The organism is Pseudonocardia zijingensis (assembly GCF_042657305.1).
Classification (GTDB): domain Bacteria; phylum Actinomycetota; class Actinomycetes; order Mycobacteriales; family Pseudonocardiaceae; genus Pseudonocardia; species Pseudonocardia zijingensis.
Genome location: NZ_JBHSKO010000036.1, coordinates 24,280 through 36,840, shown reverse-complemented (window position 1 = coordinate 36,840; position 12,561 = coordinate 24,280). Strand labels below are relative to the sequence as shown.

Sequence of the window (12,561 nt, the reverse complement as noted above, 5' to 3'; positions counted from 1 at the left end):
GGTCGATCCATGCCTGCTGTCCACGGAGAACCGAAGTGATCGCCGCCGAGAAGGTGATCATCAGCTGCGCGGTGACCGGATCGGTCCACATCCCGTCGCAGAGCGACCACCTGCCGATCACCCCCGAGCAGATCGTGTCGGAGGCGCTCGCCGCCGCGGAGGCCGGAGCCGCGGTGATCCACCTCCACGCCCGGCACGGCGAGGACGGCCGGCCCGCGTTCGAGCCGGAGGTGTTCGAGGAGATCATCCCGCCGATCGCGGACGGCTGCGACGCCGTCATCAACATCACCACCGGCGGGGCGTCCTCGATGACGATCGAGCAGCGGCTGTCGGCGGCCACGCGGTTCAGCCCCGAGCTCGCCTCGCTCAACATGGGCTCGATGAACTTCGTGTTCTCCGGCATCGCCGACCGCGTGCAGCGGTGGAAGTACGACTGGGAGAAGCCCTACGTCGAGAACACCTACGGGCACCCGTTCATCAACACCTTCGAGCAGATCGAGTACGCGCTGCGCGAGCTGGGCGAGAAGGGTGGCACCAGGTTCGAGTACGAGTGCTACGACATCGGGCACCTCTACACGCTCGCCCACTTCGCCGACCGCGGGCTCGCCAGGCCGCCATTCCTCGTGCAGGGCGTCTTCGGCATCCTCGGCGGGATCGGCGCCGACCACGCCAACCTCACGCACATGGTCGCGATCGCCGACAAGCTGTTCGGCCGCGACTACCACTTCTCCGCGTTCGCCGCGGGCCGCAACCAGATGCAGTTCTGCACGCACAGCGCATGGCTGGGCGGGCACGTGCGCGTCGGCCTGGAGGACAACCTCTACATCGGCAAGGGCGAGCACGCCACCAGCAACGCCCAGCAGGTGCGCAAGGTCCGCGAGGTGCTCGCCGACCTCGGTAAGGAGATCGCCACCCCCGCCGACGTCCGGCGGGTGCTGGCGCTCAAAGGAGCCGACAAGGTGGCGGTGCGGCGATGACGGCGGGGCTCCTCGCCGGCAAGGTCGTGCTCGTGGTCGGGGGGAGCACCGGCATCGGGGCCGACTCCGCGCGGCTCTTCGCCGCGGAAGGGGCGTCGGTCATGGTCGCCGCCCGGTCCAAGGACACCCTCGCCGACCTCACCGACGAGCTCACCGCCGTGGGTCACGTCGCCCACACCCCGGGCGACGTGAGCGTCGCCGCCGACGTCGCCCGGTTCGTCGACGCCACGCTCGAGCGGTTCGGCCGCCTCGACGGCGCGTTCAACAACGCCGGCATCAACCAGCAGGGCCGCCTCGACGAGGTCTCGGAGGAGGACTTCGACCGGGTCATGGCGATCAACGTCAAGGGCATGTGGCTGTGCCTGCGCGAGGAGATCCGGGCCATGCGCGACTCCGGTGGGTCGATCGTCAACACCAGCAGCGTGGGCGGGTTTCGCGGCAACACCGGCCTCGGCGCCTACCAGGCCACCAAGCACGCCGTCATCGGCCTCACCCGCACCGCGGCCCACGACAACGGCCCGCTCGGCATCCGCGTCAACGCCATCGCCCCCGGCCCCGTCGAGACCCCGATGCTCACGCAGTGGCGCGCCGCCGACCCCGCCGCGGTCGAGCGCCGCATCTCGGCGGTCCCGCTGCGCAAGGCGGGCACCACCACCGAGGTGGCCGAAGCCGCCGCGTGGCTGCTGAGCGACCGCGCGAGCCAGGTCAGCGGCGTCGTCCTCCCCGTCGACGGCGGGTACAGCGCGTAGGTGACGCATGTGGTGAGGGCCGAATCTGCGTTCCGCGGAACCCCGCGGCTGGTCTGGGGCCTCCGGTGGCGCCGCGCATCGTGCGGGGCCGCCCCTCACGCCTCGAGGGCGCCTGACGGCGTCGCTGCGCGAGCGCTTCGCGCCCCTTGACCCGTGAGCCTCTGCGGCCCCTCCCGGGCAACCACGTGGGCAGGCCGGGGCCTGCCCTCTTGGCGCGCGGCGCCACCACCGGCCGGTGTCGCGGCCATGATCATAGGTTTGGCGCGTTCCCGGGCGTTTTCGACACGGGAATGCGCCAACTCTCTGATCATGGGCCGAATTGGCGGCTCAGGGTCGTCGATCAAGGGGAGAAGGTCGCTAGATGATCTTCAAGAGCGACCATTTGCCCTTGATCGACGCGAGACCTCCGGCTCCGTCCCACCGGGAGGCCTGCGATGGAGGCAAGATCGTTGCTCCGGCGCAAAACCCGACGTGAGGTGACGGGAATTGCGCCAGACTGGCGATCTTGACCTGTGAGGGCCGTGCACTGGAGGCCATGATCATTGCTCCGGTGCGAAAGCCGACACCTCGCGTCGGGGAACGCGCAAGACCGGCGATCATGACGCGTGGAGGCCGCGGTCAGCCCTCCTCCGGCGGCACCACGCCGAAGACGGCGAGCTGGGTGGCGACCTGGTCGTAGTAGCCGACCAGGGCGACGAGCTCGAAGAGCCCGCGCTCGCCCAGCCCGGCGACGGCGGCGGCGTACTCCTCGTCGGAGAGGGTCTGCTTGTCGAGGATGGCCAGGGTCGTAGTGAAGACGACCTGCTCCTCGTCGGAGTGGAACGCGGGTGGGGTGCGGGTGGCGAGGCCTTCGATCTCCTCGTCGGTGAGGCCTGCGGCGCGGCCGGCCTTGCGGTGGGCGTAGAGCTCGAAGGGGCTGTCGCGGTGGAACGCGAGGAGCAGGATCGCGATCTCGCAGGCCCGGTTGGAGAGCTGGAGGTCGTAGCGCATCGTCCCGCCGATCCGCTCGAACACACGGGCGAGCGGAGGGCTGAGCAGCCAGGCGTTCGGTGGCCCGATGAGCCCGCCCTCGGGGTGGACGAGCGAGAAGGCCGACCCGGGGGCGGCGCGCTTGCCGCTGGTGAACTTCGCGTAGATCTCGGCCTGCTCGTCGGTCATGACGTCCGGGGTGATGCGGGCCAGGCGTTCGGTCACAGCGGGTCTCCGTCGACCATCTCGTAGCGGTAGCCGCCCGCCGGGTCGGTGACGACCCGGCCCGGTGCGGAGTTCGGGAAATGCGCGGGGAACAGCAGGACGTCGCGGTCGGCGATGTCGCGGAGCAGTTCCTGGCGGGCGACGCTCGCGCCGTGCTGGTCGACGCAGAAGTCGGTGCTGCGGTCGGGGAAGGCGAGCTGCAGGGCGTGGTGCACCATGTCGCCCGAGAACACGGCGCGCTGCCCCTCGGAGCGGACGTCGACGCAGATGTTGCCCGGCGTGTGCCCGGCCGCGGGGAGGAGCCGGATCTCCTCGCTGATCCGCAGGTCCGGTTCGACGAGCTGCAGCGCGCCCGCCTCACGGAGCGGGAGCACGCTGTCGGCGATGTACTCGCCGAGGCGGTCGCGGTCGGCCGCGGCGGCGGCGCCGGTCCAGTGCTCCAGCTCGGGCGCGGTGGTGAGGTATCGCGCGTTCGGGAACGCCGGCACCCAGGCCGTGCCGTCGAACCGCGTGGCGAAGCCGACGTGGTCGACGTGCAGGTGGGTGAAGACGACGGTGTCGACGTCGGCCTCGGTGACACCGGCCCGGTGCAGCGCCCCGAACCAGTCGTCGGCGCGGTCGACGAACAGCGGGTTGGGCCGGTTCTTCCCGTTGCCCACGCCCGCGTCGACGAGGACGGTCCGGTCGGGCGTGCGGATGAGGAACCCGCCCATGTCGACGACGAGGAAGCCGTCTTCGCGGTACGGCGGGCGCCAGTACCAGGCGTCCTGGTCGATCGTCGCGAGGTCGAGGTCCGGGAAGAACCGCCGTGGGGGGACGCGGTAGTGGAACTGCAGGATCGGGGTGATCGTGGCGGCGCCGATCCGGAACTTGCGCTCCGGGGTGGCGGCGTCGCGGGGGCGGATCCGGGGTGCCTCCGTCATCGGGGCGCCGCCGTGAGCCGGATCCCGATGCGGTGCAGGAGTTTGGTGACGACGAGGTATTTGAGGTGGGCGCCGGGCCATTGGGTGATGTTGGCGCCACCGTCGGAGTGGTAGTAGTTGTGGCAGCCCGATTCCATCGCGTTGGCCTTCTTCGCGATCTGGCGGTCGATCCAGTCCACGTAGCGGCGCTGCACCCCGGGGTCGGTGTCGACGTAGCCGGGGGTGAACTCCAGGCGGCGCACCGCCTTGGCGGCCACCTCGGCCTGGCGTTCGAGCTGGGCGATGATGGAGAACCCGCCGTTGGTGTTGGGGCCGTAGAGGATGAAGAAGTTCGGGAACCCGGACACGGTGATCCCCAGGAACGCCGCGGCGCGGTCCTGCCAGGCCTCGTGGATGCTGCGCTTGTCGATCCCGCGCACGTCCAGGTTGGCCAGGAACCGGGTGGGCTGGAACCCGGTGCTGGTGATCAGCACGTCGATCTCGTGGTGCACCCCGCGGGCGTCCACGATCCCGGTCTCGGTCACCGAGGTCACCGGGTGGGGCACCAACTGCACGTGCTCGCGGTTGAACGTGTCGTAGAAGGTGGAGGCCAGCACCGGGCGCTTGCACCCCCACGGATAGTTCGGGGTGACCGCGGCCTGCACCTGCGGGTCTTTCACGCTGGCGCGGATGTAGTCCTCGCAGGCGGCGCGTTTGCGCTGCTGCGCGCCGCTGGTGGCGTCGTAGGCCTTGAACCGGTTGATCGACTGGAAGAACAACCAGCCCCGGTGCAGCCACTGCGCCCCGGGCACGTGCCGGTAGACCCAGCGCTCCCGCGCGGTGAACGCCCGCTCCCGCTTGGGTTCCACCCAGCCCGGTTCGCGCTGGAACACCCGCAGCGACCCCACCTGATCCGCGATGCCCGGCACCACCTGCGCCGCGGTGGACCCGGTGCCCACCACCGCCACCCGCTTCCCGGCCAGATCCAGGTCCTGCGGCCACTGCGAGGTGTGGAAGCGCACCCCGCGGAACTCCTCCAGGCCGGGCCAGTCCGGGTGGTTGGGCACGTTCAGCAACCCCAGTGCGGAGATCACCACGTCGAAGGTGTCCTCGTCGCCCTCGGCGGTGCGCACCAGGTAGTTCAGCTGCTGCTCGTCCCAGATCACCTCGGTGACCTTCGTGCCCAACCGCAGGTGCGGGCGCAACCCGAAGGTGTCCACGATCTCCTGCGCGTACCGCAACAATTCCGGCTGGCGGGCATGGGTGTGCGACCAGTCGTAGCGCAGGAACGAGAAGCTGTAGGCGTGCGAGGGGATGTCCACCTCACACCCCGGATACCGGTTGTCGTACCAGGTGCCCCCCACCTGCGGGGACTGCTCGAAGATCACGAACGAGGCCGAGGTCAGCTGCCGCAACTTGATCGCCGCCGCGATTCCCCCGAACCCCGCACCGATGATCGCCACCCGCAACGACCGCCGCGGCACCTTCCGCCGCAGTCCGATCATGACGTCGCCTCCTGGTCCTCGATCGCACCCGCTTCTCGGAGCACGCGCTCCGCCCGCCGGAACGCGTCCAGCGCCGCGGGTGCGCCGCAGTACGGCGCGGTGTGCAGGAGCAGTTCCTGGATGTCCTCCACGGTGCAGCCGTTGGCGAGCGCGGCGCGCACGTGCGACTCGAACTCGGTGGGTCGCCCCAGCGCGGTGAGGATCCCCATGGTCACGAGGCTGCGGGTGCGGCGGTCGAGGCCCTCGCGCGTCCACACGTCCGCCCACACGGCCCCGGCGATCCAGTCCTGCGCCGGGCGGTTGAAGTCGGACGCGTTGGTGTAGTTCTTCTCGACGAGTTCCTCGCCGAAGATCGCGCGGCGCACGACCAGCCCGTCGGCGATGGCGGCGTCGTCCGAGTTGCGCATCAGTTCAGTCCGATCCGGGAGACGGCGGAGACGAGCTTCTCCGCGACGGTGCGGTCGTCTTCCTCGGGCATGAACACGGCGAGGCCGATGACGGCGAGGGTGGCGACGATGCCGCCGTCGGCGGTGAGGATCGGCGCGGCGATGGTCTTGAAGCCGCCGCCCGCGTAGACCTGGCTCGCGGTGAGCAGCCCGCCGACCGGGACCAGCTCCTGGTCGTCGACGGCGCGGAGGTGGCCGCCGGTGGCGGAGCGGCCGCCGCGGCCCAGCTTGTGGTAGGCGGCGAAGATCCGCGACTGGGCGGCGTCCGGGGGCAGCGACCGGCCGACCTCCACCGAGATCGTGGTGATCCGGCTGTTGTCCGGCACGACCCGCGCGATCACGGGGGCGCGGCCGCCCCACACGCTCAGCACCACGGTGTTGCGGATCTCCCGGCACAGTTCGTGCATCACCGGCCGGGCGGCCTCCAGCACCCCGAGCCGCGACAGCGCCAGGGTGCCGAGCCGGGACAGGACCGGTCCGAGCTCGTAGGTCGTGGCGTCGCGCCGGCGCAGGAGTCCGCGCTTCTCCAGCGACACCAGGTACCGGTGGGCCGTGGAACGCCCGACGCCGAGCGCCTTGGCCGTGGTCTGGGTGTCGAGGTAGGGCGAGTCCGGATCGAGGCAGTCGAGCAGCGCGGCGATCCGTGCGATGACCTGGATGTCGCCGCCTGATCCCTCGCCGTCCACCTGCGCCTCTGCCTTCGCCATGGGGCCTCCGCGCCGTCGCGTATTCCGGGATTATCGTCGCGTCATACGCGACGGGCGGTGACGCTAGTTGAGCGTCCGGGTGCCGTCAACGCTCCTCAGTCGTTGTTTGTCAGGCAGTCCGACGATCCAGCCCAGCCTGCACGCGCGGAGGAGTGTCGCGCAATACGGGACACGCCTGCCGGCTGAATCGATCCGGGCGGGCCAGTCGGCGGACGACCTTGCGGAACGGGATCGCCGGATGACAGTCTGCATCGCGAACATGCTGTTCGGAAGTTGAACATCAGCCAGGCGAGTGACGAGCCGGCGCGACATCGATGGAGATCCGCCCCATGGCCATGTTCCGCGAGCTGCTCCGGTCCTCGGATCGGCCGGTCCTCGGCACCTTCGTGAAGATCCCGGCGCTCGAGATCGCGGAGATGGTGGGCGAGGCCGGCTTCGACTTCGTCGTGATCGACACCGAGCACGCGCTGCTCTCGGTCCGGGACGTCTACTCGATGGTGGTCGTGTACTCCCGGATGGGCGTCGCGCCGCTCGTTCGGATCACCGATCACAGCTACGGCGACGCCCAGCGCTACCTGGACGCGGGTGCCGCGGGCATCCTCGTGCCGCACGTCTCGAACGGGCGGCAGGCGGCCGACACGATGCGCCAGTACCTGTTCCCGCCGGACGGCACGCGCGGCATGGGGTTCGCGTCCCGGGCGGGCCTGTGGGGGAGCCTGCCCGGCGGTGCCCCCGAGTACGTGCGCGTCGGGCGGGAGGACGTCGCCCGGATCGCCATGATCGAGGAGAAGGAGTCGGTCGACGACATCGCGGGGATCCTCGCGGCCCCGGGCGTCGACGCGGTCTTCATCGGCCCCGGTGACCTGTCGCTCTCGATGGGGGTGCCGGGCGGGTCACCTCCCGTCCACGACGCGGTGACGAAGTGCATCGCCTCCGCGGTGGAGGCAGGTGTCCCGGTGGGCACCGTGGTGCAGGGCGAGGACCAGATCCGGCTGCGCGTCGAGCAGGGCTGCCGGTTCATCCTCGTCGGCAACGACACCGGCATGTTCAGCGCGGCCGCTCGAGGAACCGTGGCGACGGCCCGTGCGGCCCTCGCCGTGCGCACCGACGACGAGGAGGACTGACCAGACATGGCCTACACGAAGGACGACCCGCGGTCGGCACTGGAGGCGCCCCGCGGGGGCGCGGGCCCGAAGGCGGACGGCGCGATCGCCGCACCGGAGTTCCTCGACTTCACCGTGCTCCCGCCCGACGTCGTGTCCGCGGGCGGCAGCGAGCAGTGGATCGTGCGCGGCCAGAACTTCGTGCTGATCTACACCGAGCCCACAGCGGGCGACCTCATCTGGAAGTCGTCGCTGCAGTCCGAGCAGGTGTTGCTGCTGATCGACGAGAACAGCGCGATCAGCGGCGCGTCCGACGGGGAGACCCACGACGTCACCGGCCCCGCGCTCGTCGTGGTGCCGCCGGGGGAGAGCGCGATCACGAGCACCGGCAGCGGGCCGATCGTCTCGCTGGTGCAGTCCGACGAGGCCGAGTGGGCCGCGAAGGCGTCCAACGCCGCGTCGTACGCCACCCCGCACCCGCACGTCGCCCCGCTCGAGCCCTGGCCCGAGCCGGTGGGCGGCTACAAGTGGCGGACCTACCAGATGTCGGACGTGCCTGCCGACCCGAAGCGGTTCGGGCGGATCTTCCGCACCCGCGCCTTCATGGTCAACTTCATGGAGGCCAAGTCCGGCCCGCGCGACCTGACGGCGATGTCGCCGCACTTCCACGACGACTTCGAGCAGGCCAGCCTCGTGGTGGCGGGCACGTACATCCACCACATCCAGACCCCATGGGGTACGGACGGCACGAAGTGGCGCCCGGAGGACCACGCCCAGGTCGGCAGCCCCTCGGTGACGATCATCCCGCCGCCCACGGTGCACACCTCGCAGGCCATCGGGTGGCGCACCAACCACCTCATCGACATCTTCGCCGGCCCGCGCCACGACTTCTCGGCGCGTCCGGGCTGGGTGCTCAACGCCGACGAGTACCCGAGCCCGGCGGAATGACGTAACGCAGTTCCCGGTCGAGGCGGGGCCGGTCCGCCCCGGCGCAATCGGTAGTGCCCCCGTGCGGTCGAGCTTCCATCCGTGGTCGAAGGAGACCAGTCATGACCGAGAGCACGTCCGGCCTCACCGTGGAGACGGACTCCGCCGCCCGGGGGCGGCGGAGGCGGGCCGTCCTCAGCGCCTGGGCCGGCTTCGCCGTCGACTCCTATTCGATCTACATCGCGTCTTCGGTCCTGCTGCCCGCGCTCGTCTACTTCCAGGGCGACATGTCCGCGGAGGCGAAGGCGATCTTCGCGGGCATGACGCTCGCCGTGACGCTGCTCGGGCGGCCGCTCGGCGGGCTGATCTTCGGGCACTTCGCCGACCGGATCGGGCGCAGGCGCATCGGCGCCATCACGATCTACGGGTTCGGGGCGATATCGCTGCTCATCGCCTGCCTGCCGGGCGCGGAGCTGATCGGCGCGGTCCCGGCGACCACCCTGCTGCTGGTGCTCCGCTTCGTCGAGGGCATCTTCCTCGGTGGCGAGTACACGGCGGCCACCCCGATGGCGCTCGAGCACACCCCGGCGCACCGCAGGGGCCTGGTCGGCGCGGTGATCCAGTGCGCGGCGAGCGGCGGCCCGCTGCTCGTGGCGGTCTCGATGGCGCTCACCCTGATGATCGCGCCCAGCGGTGGGGCGGACTCGCCGTACGTCCAGTGGGGCTGGCGCCTGCCGTTCGTCCTCGGCTTCATCCTGTCGTTCCTCGTGGCCTGGTTCCTGCGCCGCCGGGTCGAGGAGTCGGCGATCCAGCAGGAGGCGGTGGCCAAGGCCGGCCCGCAGACGAAGTCACCGGTGCGGATGATCCTGCGCGGCCGAGCGGGCCGGGCGTTCATCCAGGCGTGGGTGACGATGACCGGCCTGTTCTTCGTGGTCACCATCAACAGCAGCGTGCTCAACCAGTTCCTGCTCGACTACAACGAGGGCTACACCGCGGCGGACCTGGCGAACACGCAGCTGATCATCCCGGTCGCGATGGCGTCGTACATCTTCTTCGGCTGGCTGTCCGACCACATCGGCCGCAAGCGCGCCCTCTACATCGGCAGTTCGCTGCAGATCGTGTTCTACCCCGTGGTGATCACGGCGGTGGGGTCGGGCGCCGTCAGCGGGTGGTTCAACCTCACCCTGCTCGCGGTGGCCGGGCACTGCCTCACCGTGGCGCCGTTCGGCGTGCTCCCGGCGTACATCAACGAACGGTTCGCCACCATCGTGCGTTCCACCGGGTGGGGCGTCGCCTACGGCACCGCGGTGATCATCCCGTCCTTCTTCTCCTACTACATGATCTGGCTCAGCGCGTTCGTGCCGTTCGTGTACACCGCGGGCATCCTCGCCTCGCTGGGCGGGCTCCTCATCCTCATCGCCACGATCTGCGGGCCCGAGACCCGCGGCGTCGACCTGCGGAAGGCGGGTGAGGACCCGGCGCGGACGGAGACCGCGCCGCGCGTCGCCGCCGTACCGTGACGCGGGCCGACCGGGGACGACACGGCGGCCCCGCCGCTCCCGTGAACAGCGGGGCCGCACCCGACGTCCTCGGTATAGTCGCCGGACCCGCACGCGAAGGAGGACGCTTGACCAGCGGCTCTGGGGGCACCGGCGACATCCAGGCCGTGCAGCGGGTCGGACAGCTGCTGGCCCTGTTCACCGTGAACCAGCCGCGGCTGACGGTGGCCGAGGCCGCGGCGCTGGTCGGGATGAACCGCAGCACGGTGAGCCGCTACTTCGGCTCCCTCGTGCTCGCGGGCGTACTGGAACGCTCGCGGGAGGAACAGGCGGCCTACGAACCCGGGCCGCTGCTGCTGCAGCTGGGCGCGGTGGCGCAGGGCCAACGGCGCGTGCTCGACCTGGCCCCGATCCACATGCGCAGGCTGTCGCGGGAGACCGGCCTGACGTCCGTGCTGTCGCTGTGGGGATCGGCCGGGCCGGTCGTGTCGCTGGTCAGCGAGCTGGGCACGAGCCCGATCCTCGTGACGGTGCGGGTGGGCACCACCCTGGACATGGACTCGGCGCAGGGACAGCTTTTCCTCCAGTACTCCAAGGACCGCGAGACGATCGCGCGCTACTGGGACGGGCTCGACCCGGTCAAGCGGCGGCGCGTCGAGGCCGAGCTGGCAGGAGTGGCCGCCACCGGGCTGGCACGTGCGCCCGCCCCGATGGGACGCCTCTCGATATTGGCCGTGCCGGTGTTCGACGACCACGACGTCGCCGCCACCATCGCCGTGGTCGGCATCGAGCCCGACGACACCGAGGTCGCCGCCCTGCTGCGCCGCGCAGCCTTCCGCGTCACGGTGGAGCTGGGGGGCACCGAGGTCTGGCGTGCGCTGGTGCCGGGCGGGCACGAGGACGTCGCGGACGCGGTGGAGGCCTCCTGAGGTCGGGTGGCCATGTGCCACCGGAGGCCGGTTCCGCGGGCATGATCACGGGTTTGGCGCATTCCCGGGCGTTTTCGACACGGGAATGCGCCAACCCTCCGATCATGGGCCGAATTTGCGGCCCCGGGGTCGTCGATCAAGGGGGAAATGGTCGCTAGATGATCTCTGGGAGCGACCAATTGCCCTTGATCGCCGCGAGACCTCCGGCTTCGCCCCTCCAGGAGGCGCCGCATTCAGGGCATGATCGTTGCTTTGGCGCAAAACCCGACACCAGGTGTCGGTAAACGCGCCAGACCCGCGATCATCACCACCAGCTGAACGCCAGCCACGCGACGCACGGGGCGACGACCACCGAGACCAGGCCGTAGGCGAGGAGCTGGCGGAAGAGGCGGGGCCGGACCGCTGGTTCCGCGGCGCTGAGGATCAGCCCGCCGGTGATGCCGAGGGGGTTGATGTCGACCAGCACCGAGACGAGGGCGAGGGCGAGCACGGCGCCGACGGGGGACAGGCCGTCGGCCACGAGCGGGGGCAGGAGCGGCATCGTGGTGACGAACACCGCGATGGAGCTGGCGGCGAACGACGTGATGCCGGCGATGTAGCAGAGCACCAGCAGGCTGAGGGCGGGGGAGGCGTCGACCCGCAGCAGGTCGCTGAGCTGCTGGAAGGCACCCAGGTGCTGCATGAGGCCGACGAAGGTCAGCAGGCCTCCGATGAGCAGCACGACGCTCCACGGGATCATCGAGACGATCTCGCCGGGCGCGGACCGCAGGGCCAGCTGGAGGACCAGCGCCGCGATCATGCCGAGGTAGCCGACGTTGAGGTCGAAGCCGACCGAGAGGACGACGACGGCGAGCAGGCAGCCCACGGTGAGCGCCCGGGTGCCGCGGCTCGCGGTGGTGGGGGCGGGCGCGACGGCGACGGCCGCGCCCCCACCGGCCCCACAGACGCCGTCCTTCGGCAGGTCGGGGTCGGCGTCGTCCGGGAGCGTCACCCGGCCGCCCGGCACGGCGCCGGTGCGGCGGCCGACGAGCAGGCCGACGGTGCTGATCACCACGCCGGTGAGCAGGCCGCCGAACAGGAAGGTGGCCGGGGCCGAGGCGGGCAGGTCGATCCCGAACTTGCCGCTGAGCTCGCGGGCGGTGACGCCGTAGACGGCGAGCGGGGACAGCAGGCCGCTGATGATCCCGGTGATGCCGAGAACGGCCGCCACCAGCGGCGAGATCCCGTAGCGGGCGGCGAGGCCCAGCGCGATCGGGGCGACGATCGCGGTGGCCGCGGCGGGGAGGGTGCCGATCGCGGTGAGCACGGCGCCGACGACGAACGGGACCATCGCGACCAGCACCACCCGGCCGCGCACGAGCCGCAGCATGAGGTCGAGCAGCCAGTCGAGGGTGCCGTTCATTCGTGCGGCGCCGAACAGCGCGGTGACGCCGACGATCAGCACGAAGAAGTCGGCCGGGAAGAAGCCGGTGACGTCGGCGGCCGGGACGCCTGCGGCGAGGCCGAGCAGGAACGCCGCGGCGAGCGCGGCGAGCCCGAGGTCGAACCCGCGGATCGGCGTGGCCGCGAACAAGGCGACCAGCACGACGATGGACACCACTGCGATGGTCACGATCAATCTCC

General features: G+C 70.8%; 12 protein-coding genes. 6 read left to right on the top strand and 6 right to left on the bottom strand.

The window, feature by feature from the left end:
- The first annotated feature begins 35 nt into the window (after positions 1–35).
- Both kce and ACFPL3_RS38785 read left to right on the top strand, forming a co-directional pair.
- Entirely contained in the window at positions 36–977 is a 942-nt protein-coding gene (kce, locus tag ACFPL3_RS38790) for a 3,5-dioxohexanoate:acetyl-CoA acetone transferase (protein WP_343946127.1), read from the top strand.
- Positions 974–1,726, top strand: coding sequence for an SDR family NAD(P)-dependent oxidoreductase (locus ACFPL3_RS38785; RefSeq protein ID WP_343946128.1), 753 nt, complete (start codon positions 974–976; stop codon positions 1,724–1,726). The genes kce and ACFPL3_RS38785 overlap by 4 nt, the downstream gene beginning before the upstream one ends.
- Positions 1,727–2,344: 618 nt before the next feature.
- On the opposite strand, the gene ACFPL3_RS38780 is transcribed toward ACFPL3_RS38785, so the two are convergent.
- The 5 genes from ACFPL3_RS38780 to ACFPL3_RS38760 are packed head-to-tail and all read right to left on the bottom strand — an operon-like array spanning position 2,345 to position 6,480.
- The gene (locus tag ACFPL3_RS38780; protein ID WP_343946129.1) at positions 2,345–2,920 is read right to left on the bottom strand and encodes a carboxymuconolactone decarboxylase family protein; all 576 of its coding nucleotides are present in this window, start codon (positions 2,918–2,920) and stop codon (positions 2,345–2,347) included.
- The gene (locus tag ACFPL3_RS38775; RefSeq protein ID WP_343946130.1) at positions 2,917–3,843 is read right to left on the bottom strand and encodes an MBL fold metallo-hydrolase; all 927 of its coding nucleotides are present in this window, start codon (positions 3,841–3,843) and stop codon (positions 2,917–2,919) included. Before ACFPL3_RS38775 ends, ACFPL3_RS38780 begins: the two co-directional genes overlap by 4 nt.
- Complete coding sequence (locus tag ACFPL3_RS38770) at positions 3,840–5,327, bottom strand: flavin-containing monooxygenase (protein WP_343946131.1); 1,488 nt, start codon at positions 5,325–5,327, stop codon at positions 3,840–3,842. The genes ACFPL3_RS38775 and ACFPL3_RS38770 overlap by 4 nt, the downstream gene beginning before the upstream one ends.
- On the bottom strand, positions 5,324–5,734 hold the full coding sequence (locus ACFPL3_RS38765; protein WP_343946132.1) for a carboxymuconolactone decarboxylase family protein: 411 nt from the start codon (positions 5,732–5,734) through the stop codon (positions 5,324–5,326). The genes ACFPL3_RS38770 and ACFPL3_RS38765 overlap by 4 nt, the downstream gene beginning before the upstream one ends.
- Positions 5,734–6,480, bottom strand: a complete 747-nt coding sequence (locus ACFPL3_RS38760; RefSeq protein ID WP_343946133.1) for an IclR family transcriptional regulator — start codon at positions 6,478–6,480, stop codon at positions 5,734–5,736. The genes ACFPL3_RS38765 and ACFPL3_RS38760 overlap by 1 nt, the downstream gene beginning before the upstream one ends.
- 329 nt (positions 6,481–6,809) lie before the next feature.
- Here ACFPL3_RS38760 and ACFPL3_RS38755 point away from each other — a divergent pair, with 329 nt between their 5' ends.
- The 4 genes from ACFPL3_RS38755 (at position 6,810) to ACFPL3_RS38740 (ending at position 10,938) form a co-directional block, all read left to right on the top strand.
- On the top strand, positions 6,810–7,604 hold the full coding sequence (locus ACFPL3_RS38755; protein ID WP_343946134.1) for an HpcH/HpaI aldolase family protein: 795 nt from the start codon (positions 6,810–6,812) through the stop codon (positions 7,602–7,604).
- A gap of 6 nt (positions 7,605–7,610) precedes the next feature.
- On the top strand, positions 7,611–8,531 hold the full coding sequence (locus tag ACFPL3_RS38750) for a hypothetical protein (RefSeq protein WP_343946135.1): 921 nt from the start codon (positions 7,611–7,613) through the stop codon (positions 8,529–8,531).
- A 101-nt stretch (positions 8,532–8,632) separates the two neighbouring features.
- Entirely contained in the window at positions 8,633–10,030 is a 1,398-nt protein-coding gene (locus ACFPL3_RS38745; RefSeq protein WP_343946136.1) for an MFS transporter, read from the top strand.
- A 107-nt stretch (positions 10,031–10,137) separates the two neighbouring features.
- Positions 10,138–10,938: an IclR family transcriptional regulator gene (locus ACFPL3_RS38740; protein ID WP_343946137.1), complete on the top strand. Its 801-nt coding sequence runs from the start codon at positions 10,138–10,140 to the stop codon at positions 10,936–10,938.
- 304 nt (positions 10,939–11,242) lie between these two features.
- On the opposite strand, the gene ACFPL3_RS38735 is transcribed toward ACFPL3_RS38740, so the two are convergent.
- Positions 11,243–12,550, bottom strand: a complete 1,308-nt coding sequence (locus tag ACFPL3_RS38735) for an SLC13 family permease (RefSeq protein WP_343946138.1) — start codon at positions 12,548–12,550, stop codon at positions 11,243–11,245.
- Positions 12,551–12,561 lie beyond the last annotated feature (11 nt).

Coding starts and splice junctions, on each gene's coding strand:
- ACFPL3_RS38775 (WP_343946130.1), bottom strand. CDS start 3,843: ATGACGGAGGCACCCCGGATCCGCCCCCGCGACGCCGCCACCCCGGAG.
- ACFPL3_RS38745 (WP_343946136.1), top strand. CDS start 8,633: ATGACCGAGAGCACGTCCGGCCTCACCGTGGAGACGGACTCCGCCGCC.
- ACFPL3_RS38770 (WP_343946131.1), bottom strand. CDS start 5,327: ATGATCGGACTGCGGCGGAAGGTGCCGCGGCGGTCGTTGCGGGTGGCG.
- ACFPL3_RS38755 (WP_343946134.1), top strand. CDS start 6,810: ATGGCCATGTTCCGCGAGCTGCTCCGGTCCTCGGATCGGCCGGTCCTC.
- ACFPL3_RS38765 (WP_343946132.1), bottom strand. CDS start 5,734: ATGCGCAACTCGGACGACGCCGCCATCGCCGACGGGCTGGTCGTGCGC.
- ACFPL3_RS38785 (WP_343946128.1), top strand. CDS start 974: ATGACGGCGGGGCTCCTCGCCGGCAAGGTCGTGCTCGTGGTCGGGGGG.
- ACFPL3_RS38750 (WP_343946135.1), top strand. CDS start 7,611: ATGGCCTACACGAAGGACGACCCGCGGTCGGCACTGGAGGCGCCCCGC.
- ACFPL3_RS38760 (WP_343946133.1), bottom strand. CDS start 6,480: ATGGCGAAGGCAGAGGCGCAGGTGGACGGCGAGGGATCAGGCGGCGAC.